Source organism: Serratia sp. CY43202, from assembly GCF_052168755.1.
In the GTDB taxonomy this organism is placed as follows: Bacteria; Pseudomonadota; Gammaproteobacteria; order Enterobacterales; family Enterobacteriaceae; genus Serratia; species Serratia bockelmannii.
Genome location: NZ_JBJNMB010000004.1, coordinates 383823 through 401887 on the forward strand (window position 1 = coordinate 383823; position 18065 = coordinate 401887).

An 18065-nucleotide genomic window follows, 5' to 3' on the forward strand; every position below is an offset into this window, starting at 1 on the left:
GCGGCCTGCGCCGCCCGCCGTGTTAGCCGATCAGATAGTATTTCAGCGTGTGCTTCATGTCCGGGCTCAGATCGTCGATGGATTTCAGCATCCAGCGCAGATAGCCAGGATCTTCCTGGGCGATGCGATCAATCTCCTGCCCGCGATACTTGCCGAACTTGAACTTCTTCAGCAGCACCGGCTGTTCGGTGATCTGCACCATTTGCTCCGGCGTCCAGCCCGAATCCTTGATGATGCGTTGCAGCAGCGCGGCGGTGACGTAGCAGTCATATAGCGCGCGGTGCGGGTACAGCGTGGCGTCTGCCGGCAGCTGCACGTCCAGATTCAGCGCGTAGCGCAGATACTGGTTGCCGTACTTGATGTCCGGATACAGCGTGCGCGCCAGCTTGAGGGTGCAGATCCAGGCGCCGTTCATCTCCGGCAACACCCCGCGATCAAAGGCGGCGTTGTGCGCCACATAGTAGGGGCTGCCCTGATAGCGGCCGATCGCCATCGCAATGCGCGGTTTGCCTTCCACCATCTGTTCGGTGATGTGATGAATCGCCATCGCGTCGAGGCTGATGGGGCGATCTGGGCTGACCAGATCGCTCATCGGGTTGGTCAATTGGCCGTCGAGCAGATCGAGGGAGGCCACTTCCACCACGCCGCCGTCCAGCCCGCAGGTCTCGGTATCTATTACGCGTAACGTCATGTTTTCCTCCGCGTTGCCGTCAGGCTTCAGCTTAACCGGCACAGGCGGCCGTGCCAACCGTCGCGGGTCTTGTCGGCGATGATAAGACCAGGGGCGTCATCCGGCGCGGCAACCAGAAGCGCTCCCGTTTTATCCCAGATGGCGCTGCGGCCTGCCGGGATCCAGCCACCGGTCGGCGCCGCATGGTTGGCCATCAGCGTGACCATGCCATAACGCCGGGCATAGCCTGCCAGCGTGGCGCTGTCTTTCGCGTAACCGGCTTCAGATACCAGCACGCCGGCGGCATAAATCTGCGCACCCGCCAGCGCGGCGGCGCTTGCGTGGCCGGGTTGCGAGGTGTCGGCGCAGATAGCCAGTGCGATGCGTTGCCGATGTATTTCCAGCAGCGTGCCGCCATTACCGGGCAAGAACCGTTGTTGTTCCGCGCCGTGCAGATGTTGCTTGGTATAGGCGGCCACCGCGCCGTTGGGGTGAAAGATCAAGGCGGCGATATGCAGCGCCTGGCCGCTGCGCAAGGGCGCGCCGACGATGATCGTCATCTGCCGCGATTGCGCCGCCGCACTGAGCGGTTGCAGACGCGGATCGTCCAGCGTCAGCGCCAGTTCGGCAGCATTGGCTAATTCATAGCCGCTCAGCGACAGTTCGGGAAACACCAACAGTTGCACCTGCTGATCTGCTGCCCGCGCGATAAATTCAAGGTGACGTTCAAGGTTGCAGGTGATATCGGCCGCAGCGGCGGGGTATTGGGCGGCGGCAAGGGTGAGGCAGGACATCGGCCATCTCTCCTGTGAGGCAATAAAAAACCCGCCTTGGCGGGTTTAATGACGGATGGAAGGACGCTTACTCACCAGACGGATGCGCTTTTTTGGCGCGTTTCTCCGCACGTTTCTCGGCTGGGGTTTTCAACGGCTTCTTCTTCGCATTCTTTTTGCTATCCATTCCCTTACTCATGATGGCCTCTCGTTACCTATGATTGGGTGGCTTGCTCAGCCATTAACCGCCTAAAGCCGACAGGATGCAAGCGACAAAGTGCCAGTAGTGTGTAACTGGCTGTTTGCACGTGAAATTTTGTTTTTGGATGACCGGGTGCTTAAAATAATTATTATGTTATAATATTACACTTTTAGGGTTCGGAGAACGCAATGACAGTGATGACATTACCGGATGCGCAGCAACTGCTGGCCATGCCGGATTCTGATTACATGAACTCGGTTCAACGGGCTTTTTTCCGCCAGCTGCTGCAGGATGAGCGGCAAAAACTGCTGCTGCACATCGATGAGCTGAAGAAGGCGATCGACAGCGGCGAAGCGACGGGCGATGAAGCCGACAAGGCGGCGCGCGAAGAAGAGCTGCGCCTGTTGTTCCGCCAGTTGGATCGCGAAAGCCGCCTGCTGCCGAAAATCGATGCGGCGCTGGTGCGGTTGCAGAACGGCGAATACGGCTACTGCCGGGAAACCGGCGAACCCATCGGCTTGGCACGCCTGATGTTGCGCCCGACGGCGGAACTGAGCATCGAGGCGAAAACCGCGCAGGAGATGCGCGAGCCGCATATGCGTAAAGGCGGGTAAGGTTTCAGCCGCCGAGCGTATCCACCAAGAGATCGAGAAAGCGCCTGACGCGGGGTTCCAGCAGGCGCTTATTCGGATAGAGCGCCACAATCCTGACTTCTTCACCCTCCACGGCGCGCAGCACCTGCTGCAGACGACCGGCGGCCAAATCCTCCGCAATCATAAACTCCGGCAGATACGCGATGCCCAACCCGGCCAAGGCCGCATCGTGCAGCGCTTCTCCGCTGTCCAGCCGCAGGCGGCCGCGAACTGGGGCCTTGACCCATTCGCCGCGCTCGTCACGCAGCCGCCAGGGCTGTTTTTGGTTGCGGCTGCTGAACAGCAGAGCCTCGTGCCCGGCGAGCGACTCGACGGTATGCGGTTCGCCACGGGCGGCGAGGTAGGCGGGGGAGGCGCACAGCAGGGCGCGATACCTGGCGAGGGTTCTGGATACCAACCGGGTATCCGGCGCCGTGACGCCGATCCGTACTGCCAAATCAAATCCTTCTTCCACGACATCCGCCAGGCGATCGGAAAAACTGATCTCCACCTGCACCTCAGGCCAGGCGACGAGAAATTTCGGCACCAGCGGTAACAGGATCCGTCTGCCGAAGGCGGAAGGGGCGGTCAACCGCAGCACTCCGCGTGCGGTGCCCTTGTCGCCGGCCACGCTGGCCTCGGCATCGTCGACCGAAGCGAGGATCTGCAGGCCACGTCGATAAAACTCTCGTCCCTCGTCGGTCAGGCCAAGCGAACGCGTGGTGCGATGCAACAGCCGCACGCTCAGCCGCTGCTCCAGACGCGCGATGGCCTTGCCCGCCGCCGAACGCGATAGCCCCATCGTCTGTCCGCCGGCGACAAAACTGCCGGCGTCGACGACGGCCATGAAAACCTGAATGTCATTGAGATTCGCCCGTAGCATGCTGCCCTCTGAGAACCGGTGAAAAGACAATAAATTCAACATATTCAATATATTAAATGCATCGTCAACGTCGTTTCAGTGACGACATCCATTCGCCAATCAAACGATTATAGTCGTCATGGAAACGATAAACGGTTGGAGAAACAGCATGAAAAATGGCATCACGCACTACCACCACGGGGTCATTTGGGAAGAGGAGAATGGCGTGTCCCAAGGCTATCGCGTCAAGGATACCCTCTACATCTCGGGGCAGTTTTCCCATGATATGCAGGGGGAGTTTATCGGCGCGGGCGATATCGAACGGCAAACCCAACAGACGTTGGACAATCTGGATCGGGTATTGGCGGGATTCGGTGCCGAACGTTCGAACCTGGCGTATGTGGAGATCTACCTGACCGATGTACTGGCGCACTTTGAACCGTGCGTTGCGTTGTTCAAGCGCTATGTCGGCGATCACCGGCCCGCCGGTTCGCTGATCGGCGTCACCGGGCTGGCTTCGCCCGAGCAATTGGTGGAGATCAGTGCGATCGCGCACCTTAACTGATCGGGCCTGTGGGCGTTTTGCAGGCAGGTCGATGTGATTTTGAGCAAACGCGCGCCGAGTTCTCGGCGCGCGTTCGAGTTTTCGGGTTTTACCGTTGACCTGCCGGGCGGCTTCCGCTTTGATGAAAGCATGACTCACAGAGAGACGGAAAGCGCCATGGAACAATTACGAGGTTTGTACCCGCCGTTAGCGGCATACGACAGCGGTTGGCTGGACACTGGGGATGGCCACCGGATCTACTGGGAGCTGAGCGGTAACCCGAACGGTAAACCGGCGGTCTTCATTCACGGTGGACCGGGTGGCGGTATCTCCCCGCATCATCGTCAACTGTTCGATCCCGAACGCTACAAGGTGCTGCTGTTCGATCAGCGCGGTTGCGGCCGTTCCCGCCCGCACGCCAGCCTGGACAACAATACCACCTGGCACTTGGTGGCCGATATCGAGCGGTTGCGCGAAATGGCCGGCGTCGAGCAGTGGCTGGTGTTCGGCGGCTCCTGGGGGTCTACGCTGGCGCTCGCCTATGCACAGACCCACCCGGAGCACGTCAGTGAAATGGTGCTGCGCGGCATCTTCACCCTGCGCAAGCAGGAGCTGCATTGGTATTACCAGGACGGCGCTTCGCGCTTCTTCCCGGACAAATGGGAGCGCGTGCTGTCCATTCTGTCGGATGAAGAACGTAAAGACGTGATCGCCGCCTACCGGCAGCGGCTGACCTCGGCCGATCCGCAGGTGCAGCTTGAAGCGGCCAAGCTGTGGAGCGTGTGGGAAGGGGAGACGGTCACGCTGTTGCCGAGCCGTGAATCTGCTTCGTTTGGCGAGGATGATTTCGCGCTGGCGTTCGCCCGTATTGAAAACCACTACTTCACGCATCTGGGCTTCCTGGAGAGCGACGACCAGCTGCTGCGTAACGTGCCGCTGATCCGCCATATTCCGGCGGTGATTGTCCACGGCCGCTATGACATGGCCTGCCAGGTGCAGAACGCCTGGGATCTGGCCAAGGCCTGGCCGGAGGCGGAGCTGCATATCGTGGAAGGGGCGGGGCATTCGTATGATGAGCCGGGTATTTTGCACCAGCTGATGATAGCCACCGACCGGTTCGCCGGCAAGTGACGCAAAAACCCGCCGTAATGGCGGGTTTTGTTATTTGACCTTCGGCTCGTACGGCAGGCGCGAAAATCGGTGGGATTCCGCGCGGTAGTGCGCCACGCGCTCGCGAAAATAGTCGCGCAGCGGCTCCGGCTGCTCGCGCTCTACCACTTCCGGGATCACCGGCATGTTGTAGCGCTCTTTGTACGCCACGCCTGAGGCGGCGAGATCCACGTTCACCCTGTCCATCTCTTCTTTGGACAACTCGGCCAGATTGTAACCCACGCTATGCTCCTTACTTACTTTGCCGCATTGAATCTGCGCAGAAGGTAATCCACCCGGCGGCGCTTGGCAAGCCCGTTGCGCCGCCGTCGCGGGCGATATTTATCCAGCAGTAATGCAATCTATTTATTCTTTTAAATAAGAATGATTCGCTTTATGATTAAAATAAAAGATGAAAATAATTATCATGTTAATTCTCAATGTATTGGTGATATTTTAATTTATTGATATTTATGGTTTTTATAATTAATTTGATTTGAGTGTAAATAAGGTGTTTTTATTTTTACGGCAGCAGGGCATAATGCGCGGAAATTAAATTCATGACCTGCAAAATAAAAGGAATCATTATGCTGACGCAAGAAATGACTCAAAAGCTGAATGAGCAACTGAATCTGGAGTTCTACTCCGCCAACCTGTACCTGCAGATGAGCGCATGGTGCAGCGATAAAGGCTTTGAAGGCGCCGCCGCATTTCTTAAAGAGCACTCTCAGGAAGAGATGCAGCATATGCAACGCCTGTTCGACTACCTGAGCGACACCGGTTCTCTACCGCTGCTGGGCAGCATCGCCGCGCCGCCGGTGGCGTTCGAATCGCTGGCGGACGTGTTCCAGCAGACCTACGAACACGAACAGCTGATCACCCGTCAGATCAACGAACTGGCGCACGCCGCCATGACCGCACACGATTACTCCACCTTCAACTTCCTGCAGTGGTACGTGGCGGAGCAGCATGAAGAAGAGAAACTGTTCAAATCCGTGCTGGATAAGCTGGCGCTGGTGGGCACCAGCGGCAAAGGCTTGTTCTTCATCGACAAAGATCTGAAGAAAATGGGCGCGATGGGCCAGGGCGGCAACGGCCAGGCTTAATCTGCACCAGAACATCGAAAAACCGCGCGCGGGCGAGCCTGACGCGCGGTTTTTTTTACCCTGCGTTTATCGCGGTTATGCGGCGATACGTGCTGCCGGATCGCAAAATGCCAGTGATGCGCTCGACTTGCCGCAGCGTGGTCGTTATGATTTACCGCGATACGCTACAGGGATGGTAGAGTCAAAACAGCGGGTTAGCCGATATAACCCGTTTTTCTGTTTACCCGTGGCGCAATCACTTGCGGTGGGTTGGGGCCGCTGATACATCGCCTTGGCTGTGGCCTTAACCCTTATGACCCTCTTTTACTGTTAAGGGATACCACTGTGATCGGTAAAATTCGTTCCTCCTGTCGCCTGCTTTCCACCGTTTTCGTCCTGTTCGTTGGCCTTTCTTCACAGCAAGCCTTGGCGCACGCTCACCTGAAAGTGGAAACGCCGAAGGCCGACGCCAGCGTCAGCCCGGCGCCGAAGGCGCTGACTCTCAGCTTCTCCGAAGGCATCGAGCCGAACTTCAGCGGCGTGAAAATCACCGGCCCGGACAACGCCGTGGTGAAAACCGGCAAGCTGCAGCTCGATCCGAACAATAACACCCAGGTCAACGTGCCGATCGACGGCGAGCTGAGCGCGGGCAAATACAACGTCAGCTGGCATGTGGTGTCGGTCGACGGGCATAAAACCAAAGGCCAGTACAGCTTCACCGTAAACTGATCGTGAGTCTGGCGACCCTGTTCGTTCTGTGTCGCTTGGTGCACTTTGCGGCGGTGATGCTGATGTTCGGCATCAGTCTGTTCACCGCCTTATTGTCACCGCAGCGCCTCTCCCCGATCCTCTCCCGCGATGTGCGACCGCTGCTGCTTGCCGGCACCTGGATTGCCGGGCTTTCCGCCGTGGCGCTACTGGCCATTCAGGCCGGGCAAATGGGCGACGGTTGGCAAGACGCTTGGCGGCTGGAGGTCTGGTGGGCGGTACTCGGCACCACCTTCGGCGAAGTGTGGCGTTGGCATTTGGGCCTGTCGCTGCTGGCGATCCTGAGCCTGCTGCTGCCGGAAAGGCCGCGCGCGCAGGCGTTGGCGCTGTGTTCGGCACTGCTGCTGGTGAGCCTGGCGTTTATCGGCCACGCGGCGATGCACGAAGGTACGCTGGGCGCGCTGCACCGCGCCAACCATGCGGTGCACCTGCTGGCCGCCGGCTACTGGTTCGGCAGCCTGGCGCCGCTGCTGGTTTGCCTGCGCTACCTGCAGCCGCCGCAGTGGCGCAGCGACGCCATCACCACGCTGATCCGTTTCTCGCGCTGGGGGCATCTGGCGGTGGCGGCGGTGATCGTCACCGGCATCGTCAACAGCCTGATCATTCTCGGCGGTTGGCCGCTCAACCTCGGCTCGCCTTATCAGCGCCTGCTGCTGATCAAAACCGCGCTGGTGGCGCTGATGGTGATGGTGGCGCTGGCCAATCGCTACGCCATCGTGCCGGCAATGAGCCGCGTGCCGGCGCTGGCGCAGCGCGGCGTGGTGCTAGCCTGCTGGCTCGAAGTCGGGCTGGGGATGGCGGTGCTGCTGCTGGTCAGTTTATTTGCAACCTATGCGCCGGTTTGACATTTCAGCTTGCCGCAGGCCGGCAAGCTGCGGGAAAATCGACGCGAATAGCAACCTTAAGGCCAACACATGAAATCGGTATTACTCGGCATTACGCTGCTGGCAACCGCGACCGGCGCGCTGGCGGCAGACAAACTGGTGAACATCACTAAACTGGAGTACGGCAAACAGTGGGCGTTCACCAAGGAAGAGGTGACGCTGCAGTGCCGCAGCGGCGGCGCGCTGTTCGTGCTCAACAACAGCACCTTGATGCAATACCCGCTCAACGATGCAGCGGAGCAGCAGGTGAAGAAGGGCCATCAGCGTGCGCAGCCGCTGGAGGTGCTCCTGCTGGACGACCCTGCCGAACCAGGGAAAAAAATGAGCCTGGCGCCGTTCATTGAACGCGCCGAGAAGCTGTGCGCTGACTAACCGCTTGTTTGCCAACGCCTTGCCCAACGTGCGCGGATTGATGCGCATTTGCCGCATAGTTATTTCGTCACGAAACTATCACGCGGCCGCCGGGCGGCTGGCAAAACTGGCGCGGTAGGCTACTCTTAAAGTGCACGGCTGAACAAGCCCTGCATTAAATGCCAACTTTTAGCGCACGGCTCTCTCCCAAGAGCCATTTCCCTAGACCGAATATAGGAATCGTATTCGGTCTTTTTTTGTTTATCATTTTAAAACAGTAACTTACAAGCAAAACAACCACTTATCACGCCTCCTATTCTACCGTATTGCACCCTTTTTCTTCCTCTGTCGCCACTTTGCCGCCACTTTCCTTGGACGTCTGTGTCAGTGGGTTGAGCGCTATTGCCTCCTCTAAATGGTCTGGCGCGAAATGGGCGTAGCGCATCGTTACCCTGATATCTGAGTGCCCAAGGATGCGCTGCAAGACTATGATATTCCCCCCACCCATCATGAAGTGGCTAGCAAAGGTATGGCGGAGCACATGCGTCATTTGTCCTTCTGGCAAGGTGATATTCGCCAGTCTCAGAACTCGATAAAATTGCTTGTAGCAAGGATCAAACTCCTTTTCATCCAGTATTGTGAGCTCGTCATATAATTCTTTCGAGATGGGGACTGTCCTGTTTTTCTTCCCTTTGGTGTTGGTATACGTGATTTTATATTTTGATATCTGCGATGGCCTTAGTTTTGCGGCCTCATTCCATCTGGCGCCAGTTGATAGGCATATCTTTACGATGAGTGTTAACTCTGGGTTGCCATGAGTATGGCAGGCGTTTATCAGTGCTTTTATTTTCTCATTGTTCAGCCATGCCATTTCCTTTTCTGGCTGATCGAACTCCCTGATATTTTCCAGGGGGTTCGGCAAAGACCATTCCCCCAATCTTTTTAATTCGTTGAATACAGCCCGCAAAAAAGCTTGTTCACAGTTAACCGTTCCCGTGCTGACCTTCCTTGTTTCAAGACTGGTGCTATAGCCGTTATCGATTTCTCCGCGCAGCCGCTGATCGCGATAATGGGCCCAATCCCGTGGGGTAATCTCCGACGCTACCGGATCACCCATGCCGTTACAGATAATGACCAATTTGCCAAGCCGGCCTTTTTTGTCATTTAGCGAGCAGCCATGCAGCCTGTACCACAGATCAATCAACTCGCTAAGTTTTCGCTTGTCTTCCTTATCGCCCAGCCAAGGTTTGGCCTTTGCCTGGTCGAGCTGATAGCTCTCGAAGGCGAGCGCCTCCCCCTTGGTGGCGAATTGCTTACGGGTACGCTTGCCGCCCCTCCCGTTGTGATAGAACTCGCACAGCCACTTGCCGGTGCTCAATTTTCTTACGGTCATATTCGTAGATCCAGTGAACCAAATTAGACATTGAATACTGTATATAATAACAGTATTCAATGTTTGTGTGCGGCTGGTTCAAACATGGATCAAAAAACCCGCCGGCGGCGGGTTTACGGTTAGAAGTGCAGGGCGGTTTGGCCAGACTTTGATGGGTGAGGGGGCGCAGGGTCAACCTGGCCGGGCTTAACAATGGAGCGCACAAACGTTTCCATCGTGATAAAGACATGACTGCAATTCACGTTTGTGCATTGGTTGTAACGCTCTTTTGTCGTTGCTGTCACTTCGTTACTACTGCGGGTGTGCGCCGCATGGCCACACAAGGGGCATCGCATCATGGTATTAGCCTCTACTGTATCGATATACATACAATAGCACGATGCTTGAAAAAGCAAATATTAAACTTGCAAATCACTCTATGTCGAGATCGGTTATCTTCACTTCAAGCTCCAGCGCCGTGGTAAACCCACCATCTGCCACTGTGTGCGTTACCGTGGTTATCGTCCAGTCTGCAGCGTCGATCTGACGCTTGAAACCCCTCACTGATACCGGTACTTCCGGGTAAAGTTCAGCCCGGCCCCTGGCCAGCGTAATTGAGAATTGTGCCGCACCGCGCTGTATTCGTTCCCAGTTTGCCTTTGCCGCCCGGCGAGCGTTGGACGCATTTGCGTAGGTCCGGCTCAGCACATAAACGTTATCGTCGGTGCCTACCAGGTATTCCCCCTGTTTATCCTGAGCTGGCGCTTTAGCGGCGGCCGTCTTGCGCTTGCGCTTCCTTTTTACCTTTACCGTTTGCGGTTTTGCCGCTTTGGTGTCGAGCCAACTTGCTGAAACCCCTGTGTATGCCTCTCGGTCAGCTAACGTGAATTGATGTTCATCACCGTCGGCACGCACAATCGTCATTACTGGCAATGGCTTTCCGCTGGCGTTGACGCCCTGGCCCTGTTTTATGAACAGCAACTTCCCATACTTTACTGCAGCAATTGCACCTACGCGGCGCGCTAGGCGCATCAGGAAGCTGCCATCTGATTCATTCGTTTGATCGATGTGGTCGATAGTCATGGCAGCCATTTGCGGACTGATAGCCTGCTCCAGTTTATGGCGGGCTGCAAATTGTTTAACGATCTCGCCGATGGTGGTTTTTGAATATGACTTTTCACGCTTGATATTAAGCGTGTTCCTGAAGTCGGCGCTTCTGCCGCGCAGTGTCACCTTGTCAGGCGCGCCGGAATGGCCAATCTCGTCAATGGTGAAGGCGCCTTTATTGATCATTGGTTCGCCTTTCCAGCCCAATTGCAGCTCCAATTGGACACCGCGCGAAGGCAGATCAACAGCGCCATCGGCATCGTCAAGTTCGATATCCAGCTGATCCGCCTCGAATCCGCGGTTGTCTGTCAACGTGAGGGATATCAGCCGGCTTTCCAGTCTTGTGGTTATATCCTTGCCATTAAGAGTGATCTTGAACGCGGGCGTGCTATTCCGGCCGCTTAACCAGTCTGGAGTGTTCATGAAAGAAGCCCTCCAATAGCTGTTGCCGCCTGATCTTTCATTATGCTCAGTTGCTCCTGCAGGTCGCCGAGCATGGTGCCCAGGTCATCATCTACGCGCTTTAACTTAAGCGTGAACTCAATGCGCCTGGCGCCGCCATCCTTGAAGAAGACGGACTTGTTAAGATCTAGCCCTTCAATGACAAACATCCCGTAAATGGTCCCACTGCCATCCAGCAAAGACCACGCCTTGCCGAGATCGGCGATTGTTTGTAGGGCTAGCAATGACAGGCGGCCGCCGGTGATCTCCGGCAGCAGCACACCACTTAGTGTAATGGTGTCGTTTTCTGGGCCCACATATTGCGCTGACGGCCGTTTCCCAACGCGGTTGTTGGTCGGGTAGCGCCAGGCCATTTGATGCTGCAGCTCCTGATAGGGAACAGTTTCAAGCATAAAGACGTATAACCCTAGTGCCATCATCATAATTCCCACCCCAGATCTCGATCAGAAAAATTACTGCGCGCCTTGGCCGCGTCTTTTTGCATGTGCTCCCGGAGCGCTTTCACCGCATCTGTCGCTACAGCTTTGCCGTTCTGGTTATTCCTGGCGTCAACACTGAGATCGATCTTGGGTTGGTAGTAGAAGTTACCGCCGCTTGGTGCCTTAACGGGTTTCATGCTGGAGCCAGTAAAACGAATGGCCATATCATTGGCCGTGTAGCCCGTTGGGGCGGGCTCGCCCACAGAACCATATTTCTGGGCGATGGGGTTATTTTTTAGCAGCTCATTCGTTTGGGCTAATGCCTCGTTTTTTTGCGGCAACAGGTCCAGCTTTTCAAGCAGCCATTTAAAGCCATCCATGACGGCGCGCAGTGGGGCGGTAATGACGTCCAATCCTCGCTTCAGGCCAATACCAATTTTTTCAGCTGCGCTGCTGGCCGCCCGTTTTATTTCTTCCCAAGTCTCGCTGGCTTTGGTGCTTATGCTGGTCCAAACGCCCGAAATGTAATCCTTGATGGCTTGCCATTTCTCACTGGTATATGCACTGATGCTGTCCCAAAGTCTTTTTATTTTCGGCCCTAGGGTGCCCCAATTCATCCAGATATAGAGCGCTGCGGCGGCGATGGCTGCAGCCACAGCAAGGATAGGGTTTGCTAACATCATTCGACCTACCCAGATAATGGCAGTACCCACACCTTTTATAGACTTGGCCAACATACCCATCACCGATGGCCCCTTAATCCCCAACATTGTCAGAGAAAACCGCAGCAGGGCGAATGGCCCAAGGATTGCTGCAACTCCAATCATCATCCCACCAAGTGCAACTGTAACCAGCGTAACAACCGCCGCCGTCTTAACGAACTCTGCAGCCAGCTTTGGGTGGGTTTCAATAAATTTCCGAGCCCATCCAATTCCACGTTTAAACCAGTCGTTCACGTCCATCAGTGGTTCACGCAAAGGCTCGCCCAGATCACTAAACATGTTTTTTGCGGTGGTCTTTAGCAGAAGAAATTGGGATGACAAAGAATCTTTATCGATATTCGATTCCCTCTGCATAGACCCCTTGGCCTGGCCACCCTCGACCAACGCCAACTGGCGATCTAATTCGCCGATGTTATTTGCCAGCTTGGCAGCGTCGTCGCCAAACTCTTTGCCAAAAAGCATTGTCATTGCGCTTAAGTGCTGCGAGGCCGGCAGTTTCTTGATGCGTGATAGGACATCTCTAATTGTGCCTATTGCATTCGTCGCTATGCCTTTTTCCAAGTCCTTGGCATTTAGCCCTAATAGGCTCATTCCCTGAATGAAGCGCTTGCCTTGCATTGAAGCAATGCCCAACTCACGCACCATTGCCTTACTGGCTGATGCCGCCACTTCTGGTTGTGTCCCCAAGGACAGGAACGTCGAAGCCAGTGCAGCGGCTTGTTTATAATTCAACTTATCGGCAACATCGCCCATGCGCTGCAGGACGTTAATAATGTCAGCGCCTTTTGATTGTGCGTTGTCGTCCAGGTAGTTCAGGGCGTCGCCGAGTTCTTCGATCCTTTGAGTTGGTACATGATAGAGGAATGCTATTTTCCCCAAATCATCGGCAAGTTGATCGGCGGGTAATTCGAACGCCTTTGCAGCCTTGGCAGATGTTGCGGCGAAAGAAAGTAAATCAGCTTTCTGTTTTTGCCATGGATCCTTATCGCTCGATACCCCCATTCGAGCACCGCCCTCCACTAATGCGGCGAAATCTGCAGCACCGTTTTCCATTGGGAGTTGCTCTGATGCCGCCTTTATTGCTTGCTGCATTTCGTGGTATTTGGCTGTGCGCTTACCGTTATCATCCAATAGGGGGTTAACCTGTTTAGCCACGCCTTTCATCGCGTCTTCAATAGAGCTATAGCTTTTCACGGCAGCTAAAACAGGAGCACCCATGGCTACACCTGATGCAACGGTTGCGGCTCCGGTTCCCGCGATGTTGTTTCTCAGCTCTCTGGTTTTGTCATATTGCGCTTTTGCGGCGTTCATTCTGCGCTGTTGCTCGCCAGCACGTCTCAGCTGGCGCTCCTGCTCCTGCAGCATCCGGTTATAGCGGGCGGTTTCGTTGGTGATTCTGTTGGTGGCGCCGGCGCCATCGGTGGCAGATATCCCCATGCGGTAAAGCTCGGATCGCACTCGGCCCATCTGCGCGACTTCGCTTTTTTGCCTTTGCTCCAGCCGGTCTACCGCGCGCCACTGATCCTCCAGGGCTTTGGTCTGCTTTTTGGTGGGGTTTTCAAGCGCGCCCATTTCGCGCGTCATCATCTGGGCTTTCAGTCTGGCGCCGGCCAGTTCGTCGGCTGTTTTCTTAATGGATGCTTGCAGCGAATTGAAGGTGTTCACTTGGTCGCCGGCGGCGCTCAGTCGCTTCAGTTCATCACGGGAGTTTTTGACGGCAGCGGCCAGCGCTTTATTGCTGGCCTGCATAGTCTTAAAGGGGCGGGTGATTTTGTCCACCGCGTTCAGGATAACCTGCAGTCTTAGATTGCGGTCACTCATCACTTTCTCCGCTTCGAATCAGTGCCCGGTGCCGCCAGTCCCAAAGTTCGGTTAAGGTGAACGGGTACATTTCCGACGGCGGCCAGTGGAAGATGGCGGCGATATCCGCCATCAGGTCTTCAACGGTTAAACCGGCCGGGATTCCAGCGCCGATTTCGGCAACAAAAAACTGACGATGCCGCCGGCCAACTGTGTAAAGTCAGCCGGATCCATTTCGCTTATTTCCTGCTGCGTCAGTGAGGGTGTGGAAACGCGCGGCAAGACGGTTGCCACCGCGGAATAATCCATTTCCAGCAGGTCGGCCAGCTTCACACCACGTAGCGCGCCAGACTGCGGCTTGGTTAGGGTGATCTCGGTGATTTCGGTCTTGCCGCGCTGAATTGGGGTGTCCAGTGTCACCTTGGTCGGTTCGGTCATTTGATTGTGCTCCACGATTTTCAGAAAGAAGAGGGCGCCGGTGTTCCGGCGCCGAAGGTATTACAGACCGATGGCCTGGCGGTGCTCAGCCAGGCGGTCGACGCCGCCAAAGCTTTCGATCATGTTCACCGTGTCGATCTCGCAAATTTCTTCGCCGGCGATGGTCAACTTGAAGTAGGTCACGGCGGTAGAAATTTTGGTGGTCGAGTTTTCGCCCTGCTTGTGCTCGCCAAAATCCAGCTCTTTATGGCGGCCGCGGATCACCGCTTCGACCGCCTGCACTTCGCCGGTGTCGTCGCGCTGAATTGAGCCGGTATAACGCAGCATGACGCCATCAAGTTTTGCGACGCCCATTTGCCTGATCGGCAGGGCTTCGATGCCGCCAATTGTCCATTCAACATCAAGCGCGTCGTCGTCCAACCCCAGATCGACTTTGGCGCTACCGCTCATGCCGCCGCCGCGGTAGTTCTCAAGTTTGCGCGTCAGCTTTGGCAGCGTCAGGGACTCAACGATCCCCTGCCAGTTGTTCCCCTCATTGAAGAGGTTCAGATATTTCAATTTGCGTGGTAATGCCATTGCGTGCCCCTTAGCTGTTCACGTTCTGGGTGAAATTGACCAGGTACTGATCAGTGATGCGCTGGCGTAACAGCAGATTTTCCAGCGGCGGGACCGGCGTATAGTCGTAATCAATGACCAGCTTCCCGGCTTTCAGCGTGTCTTTATCGTTCGCTGCGTCATCGATCCAGGCGTTGCCGTCGATGATGTAGCCGGCTGATTTCAGCTCACGGAATTTGGCCTTGATACCTTCCAGGATATCTTTGGCCAGTGACGGATGCAGTGGCATGTCAACGGCCCACATGTGCGCTTCTGCCATTGTGTCCGCCAACACCTGCGCAGTGCGGGTGTAGTTTTCAAACTGGAACAATGGATCATCGGAACAGGTGCGGGAGCCCCAGAACTTATAGCCATCCTTGCGGATCAGCGTGGTGACATCGTTCTTGTTCAGCAGGTTGGCATCGGTGGCGCTGTCTTGCAGATCCCAAAACACATCTGCACTGATGCCGGTCACGCCATTAACGCCGACGTTTGACAGCGTTTTGTGCCAACCCGTCTGCTGATCAATTTTGGCGCGCAGCCCTAATGCGCGGGCGGTTGCGAACGCCGTCGCGTCTGCATTGGTCACAGAGTCCCAACTCAGGAAATCTGGCCAGATCAGCATGGCCTCGCGCTGGCTGAAGTTCTCGCGATACGCGATGGCTTCGGAAACCGTCTTACAGCCATAGGCGCTCAGGTAGGCGAATGCGCGCAGACTCTGTGCTACTGACAGCAATTCAGTGGCGACGGCCTTGCTGTCGTGACCAGGCACACCCAAAATTCGCGGCTTCACGCCTAACAGACTTTGCGCAGCCAGCAGGGCTTTCATGCCGGTTTTCTTGCCCGTGGTGGCGTCGACGCCGCCGATGATGTTGGTTGTGGTTTCCGCCTCGGTGTCGCCCTGTTCAACGCGGACAACAACGGTAACTGGTTTTGCCTGGTCGGCGATGGCGTCCAGAGAGCGGGCGAGGGTGCCGGTTTCGCCGGCCTTGCCGCTGGCGGCCAGGACGTCGGTCAGCAATACGGGAGTGTTGAGTGGGAAAGCCGCCGCATCGGCATCGTCGGCGGTGCAGACCATCCCCACAATTGCGGTGCTTACGGTTGTGATTGTGCGGGTGCCCTCGTTAATTTCGAGGACACGAACGCCATGATGATAATCTTCAGCCATCGGGCGGATCTCCGGTTCCGGTTAAGGTTTCTCCGCTATGGTGTTCGCTGATGGCGTCTAGTGCATGCGTTGGGCATTGTGTGGCGACTGGCACAATGCCCGGGTGGGTTGCTGTTGGCATCTGTGTTTGCCGGTATGGCCAACACAGTTATTTATGGCTGTACTGCAGGAGAAGAAGAAGCCCCGATTGGAGCTTTTGGTTATTGCGGCGGGCTCGGCCATTCAATACCCGTACCATCATCGATCGCTACACGGTTTAGGGCCACGCGATATGTTTTCCACCCTTTCAATAATGCGATCTCTGCTTCTGTCGCAATGCCAAGATCGACAGCATCCTGCAATGGGGCGATAGCTATCGCGGCATCGCTGAGCTTTTTGGCCTTCAGCTTTTCGGCCTGGGCTATCACTTCGTCGCGGCTGGGTTCTCTTTCTTTCACTTCACCATTGGCATATAACCAGTTCCCACCGATATTGCAGGCGTTCGGGATACTGTCAACCTCAACGACGGACAGATTCTCCGGGAACAGGGTTGAAGCATCGGTTGCGATACTCTTGATGATGCCGCGGGCATCTATCGCCAACTTAACGGACTTCGTGAATTCGGATTGCGCCTCATACCAGTCCCGCCCATGCTCATCGATCAGGTACAGGGTATTTTCACCAAATTTTGGCTCTTCAGGTTGGTAACGCTTCAAATTATCCAGTTTCATCATACCCCCACAGTCACCCATACACCGCCGCGCAGATACTGAATAGGGGCACATTCACCGTATCCATCATCTGCACCAAAGTCGCCCAGTGCGGTCACGACATAGCCGGGTGGTGCATATTGCGTACCATCGCGGCCGCCAAAGCTTTGATTAGCCCCCAAACGAATATCTGAAATAAAATTGTTCTTAATGTAATCACTCAGATAGCCACCCCATTTTGAACCCGCGACATTGCCGTCGCCGAACAGCGTGGCATTGCCCGCCATGAGTTTCGGTGCCGATCCCGTTGTTTGCAGGGTGCCGTCAGTCCTGAAGAGGGTGTAACTTTTTGCACCATCTGAATAAACTTCAAATACCATCTGCGCAAATTGGCCGATCAACTCCTCGAAGTAGCCGCTCACCCATTTACTGTTCTTTCCCTGTAGTTGAAAGCCGTGCGTGACGTTCGTGGTGTCGTCGCGCTGAAACCACCCCGACTTTGTGATGAACCCCGAGCCCTTGACCGTCAGCTGATTACCTACCGTGGCGTCGGTTCCGACGCTCAACGTCTGATAGACGCTCAGCCAGGTCACTGAGCCGCCGGTTTTTAACAGGTATCTGGCGTCCGCCTCCGTTTTACTCCAGGCGTTCACGTCGCCGGCGGTGATATTGACATTGCTGGCAAGAGACTGGCCGTTGATGGTAATTGAACGGTAGGCGTAAGTGTTCTTGGCCTCATCGCGCACCGCCTTGACCGCTCTGGGGGTTGCGGCCATATTTTCCGCTGCGCTGTCCGTTGCGCTGCTCAACTGCGTAAACCCCCTGTCGTTCAGGGTGGCATCAGGATGATTGCGCGACTGCTCATGCTCGGCCAGACGCTGCGCCGCCTGTTTACTGGCGACAATAATCGCATCATCAACATACTGCCGGGTAGCGAGCACCACCGCCGGATCGGTTTTCAACTCCACGCTGGCAGTTTCACTGACAATCAGGATTAACCTGACCAGCTGGTTACGGCCTGAGCCCTCTGCCAGAACGGGTTTATACGTCTCCGGGCAGTTGGCAACGGCAAACAGCTTGCCGCCGGCATCGTATAGCCCGACTTCTCGCAGCCACCATCCGCCCGTGTTTTCCGGGATCAGCAACTCGGTGATTATTTGACCAGGGTTATGCGGATCAATTTCAACACGATTAACGGCTGCCCGGTAGGTTTCACGGATCAGCGCCGCTTGCTCAGGGTCTGGCACGGGCAGAACGCCGCCGCCGTCACCCACGGCCATGTGGGTGAGCTGCAATTTTTCGCCTGTCATTGCCGCTTCAGCCAGGCTCTGTGCGCCGTATGTGGTCAGCGTGGTGTAGTATTTTGCGGCCATG

Annotated in this window: 21 protein-coding genes and 1 pseudogene; 7 read left to right on the forward strand and 15 right to left on the reverse strand. The window is 56.0% G+C overall.

Going from position 1 to position 18065, the window contains the following annotated elements:
• Positions 1–22: 22 nt before the first annotated feature.
• Together exoX and ACJ8J5_RS11070 are read right to left on the reverse strand one after the other, a co-directional pair.
• Positions 23–691, reverse strand: coding sequence for an exodeoxyribonuclease X (gene exoX / locus ACJ8J5_RS11065; RefSeq protein ID WP_060433866.1), 669 nt, complete (start codon positions 689–691; stop codon positions 23–25).
• 26 nt (positions 692–717) lie between these two features.
• Positions 718–1464: a carbon-nitrogen hydrolase family protein gene (locus ACJ8J5_RS11070; RefSeq protein WP_060432880.1), complete on the reverse strand. Its 747-nt coding sequence runs from the start codon at positions 1462–1464 to the stop codon at positions 718–720.
• Positions 1465–1833: 369 nt separating this feature from the next.
• Here ACJ8J5_RS11070 and dksA point away from each other — a divergent pair, with 369 nt between their 5' ends.
• Positions 1834–2259 carry an RNA polymerase-binding protein DksA gene (gene dksA, locus ACJ8J5_RS11075; RefSeq protein WP_414104618.1) on the forward strand — a complete coding sequence of 142 codons (426 nt, stop codon included), beginning with the start codon at positions 1834–1836 and terminating at the stop codon, positions 2257–2259.
• Between the two features lie 4 nt (positions 2260–2263).
• On the opposite strand, the gene ACJ8J5_RS11080 is transcribed toward dksA, so the two are convergent.
• Positions 2264–3160 (reverse strand): LysR family transcriptional regulator, encoded by an 897-nt coding sequence (locus ACJ8J5_RS11080; protein WP_043141627.1) that lies wholly within the window; start codon positions 3158–3160, stop codon positions 2264–2266.
• A 148-nt stretch (positions 3161–3308) separates the two neighbouring features.
• Between ACJ8J5_RS11080 and ACJ8J5_RS11085 the strand changes: the two genes are divergently transcribed.
• A complete protein-coding gene (locus ACJ8J5_RS11085) occupies positions 3309–3704 on the forward strand; it encodes a RidA family protein (RefSeq protein ID WP_025302446.1) in 396 nt (131 codons plus the stop codon).
• A gap of 156 nt (positions 3705–3860) precedes the next feature.
• Entirely contained in the window at positions 3861–4814 is a 954-nt protein-coding gene (gene pip / locus ACJ8J5_RS11090) for a prolyl aminopeptidase (RefSeq protein WP_141997776.1), read from the forward strand.
• Between the two features lie 30 nt (positions 4815–4844).
• Here the strand turns inward: pip and ACJ8J5_RS11095 are convergent, their stop codons facing one another.
• Positions 4845–5075, reverse strand: coding sequence for a DNA polymerase III subunit theta (locus ACJ8J5_RS11095; RefSeq protein WP_043141621.1), 231 nt, complete (start codon positions 5073–5075; stop codon positions 4845–4847).
• 344 nt (positions 5076–5419) lie between these two features.
• Between ACJ8J5_RS11095 and ftnA the strand changes: the two genes are divergently transcribed.
• The 4 genes from ftnA to ACJ8J5_RS11115 all read left to right on the forward strand — a co-directional run bounded on the left by ftnA (position 5420) and on the right by ACJ8J5_RS11115 (position 7941).
• Positions 5420–5938, forward strand: a complete 519-nt coding sequence (gene ftnA / locus ACJ8J5_RS11100) for a non-heme ferritin (protein ID WP_025302449.1) — start codon at positions 5420–5422, stop codon at positions 5936–5938.
• A 324-nt stretch (positions 5939–6262) separates the two neighbouring features.
• The gene (gene yobA / locus ACJ8J5_RS11105) at positions 6263–6646 is read left to right on the forward strand and encodes a CopC domain-containing protein YobA (protein WP_025302450.1); all 384 of its coding nucleotides are present in this window, start codon (positions 6263–6265) and stop codon (positions 6644–6646) included.
• Positions 6647–6648: 2 nt separating this feature from the next.
• On the forward strand, positions 6649–7530 hold the full coding sequence (gene copD, locus ACJ8J5_RS11110) for a copper homeostasis membrane protein CopD (protein WP_141969492.1): 882 nt from the start codon (positions 6649–6651) through the stop codon (positions 7528–7530).
• Positions 7531–7599: 69 nt separating this feature from the next.
• On the forward strand, positions 7600–7941 hold the full coding sequence (locus tag ACJ8J5_RS11115) for a YebY family protein (RefSeq protein ID WP_025302452.1): 342 nt from the start codon (positions 7600–7602) through the stop codon (positions 7939–7941).
• Positions 7942–8233: 292 nt separating this feature from the next.
• Here the strand turns inward: ACJ8J5_RS11115 and ACJ8J5_RS11120 are convergent, their stop codons facing one another.
• The 11 genes and pseudogenes from ACJ8J5_RS11120 to ACJ8J5_RS11170 form a co-directional block, all read right to left on the reverse strand.
• The gene (locus ACJ8J5_RS11120; protein ID WP_414104619.1) at positions 8234–9313 is read right to left on the reverse strand and encodes a phage integrase; all 1080 of its coding nucleotides are present in this window, start codon (positions 9311–9313) and stop codon (positions 8234–8236) included.
• A 119-nt stretch (positions 9314–9432) separates the two neighbouring features.
• A complete protein-coding gene (locus tag ACJ8J5_RS11125) occupies positions 9433–9651 on the reverse strand; it encodes an ogr/Delta-like zinc finger family protein (RefSeq protein ID WP_071844562.1) in 219 nt (72 codons plus the stop codon).
• A gap of 73 nt (positions 9652–9724) precedes the next feature.
• On the reverse strand, positions 9725–10822 hold the full coding sequence (locus ACJ8J5_RS11130; protein WP_414104620.1) for a phage late control D family protein: 1098 nt from the start codon (positions 10820–10822) through the stop codon (positions 9725–9727).
• Positions 10819–11283: a phage tail protein gene (locus ACJ8J5_RS11135; protein WP_046373895.1), complete on the reverse strand. Its 465-nt coding sequence runs from the start codon at positions 11281–11283 to the stop codon at positions 10819–10821. The genes ACJ8J5_RS11130 and ACJ8J5_RS11135 overlap by 4 nt, the downstream gene beginning before the upstream one ends.
• A 686-nt stretch (positions 11284–11969) precedes the next feature.
• A pseudogene (locus tag ACJ8J5_RS11140) lies at positions 11970–13823 on the reverse strand (phage tail tape measure protein); the annotation flags it as partial.
• A complete protein-coding gene (locus tag ACJ8J5_RS11145; protein ID WP_071844561.1) occupies positions 13816–13935 on the reverse strand; it encodes a GpE family phage tail protein in 120 nt (39 codons plus the stop codon). The pseudogene ACJ8J5_RS11140 and the gene ACJ8J5_RS11145, both read right to left, overlap by 8 nt.
• A 14-nt stretch (positions 13936–13949) precedes the next feature.
• A complete protein-coding gene (locus tag ACJ8J5_RS11150) occupies positions 13950–14240 on the reverse strand; it encodes a phage tail assembly protein (RefSeq protein ID WP_126178866.1) in 291 nt (96 codons plus the stop codon).
• A gap of 60 nt (positions 14241–14300) precedes the next feature.
• Positions 14301–14816 carry a phage major tail tube protein gene (locus tag ACJ8J5_RS11155; RefSeq protein WP_121535954.1) on the reverse strand — a complete coding sequence of 172 codons (516 nt, stop codon included), beginning with the start codon at positions 14814–14816 and terminating at the stop codon, positions 14301–14303.
• 10 nt (positions 14817–14826) lie between these two features.
• On the reverse strand, positions 14827–16002 hold the full coding sequence (locus ACJ8J5_RS11160) for a phage tail sheath protein (RefSeq protein WP_414104621.1): 1176 nt from the start codon (positions 16000–16002) through the stop codon (positions 14827–14829).
• Between the two features lie 200 nt (positions 16003–16202).
• Complete coding sequence (locus ACJ8J5_RS11165; RefSeq protein ID WP_206435849.1) at positions 16203–16712, reverse strand: tail fiber assembly protein; 510 nt, start codon at positions 16710–16712, stop codon at positions 16203–16205.
• Positions 16712–18064 (reverse strand): phage tail protein, encoded by a 1353-nt coding sequence (locus ACJ8J5_RS11170; protein ID WP_126178869.1) that lies wholly within the window; start codon positions 18062–18064, stop codon positions 16712–16714. Before ACJ8J5_RS11170 ends, ACJ8J5_RS11165 begins: the two co-directional genes overlap by 1 nt.
• Between the last annotated feature and the right edge of the window lies 1 nt (position 18065).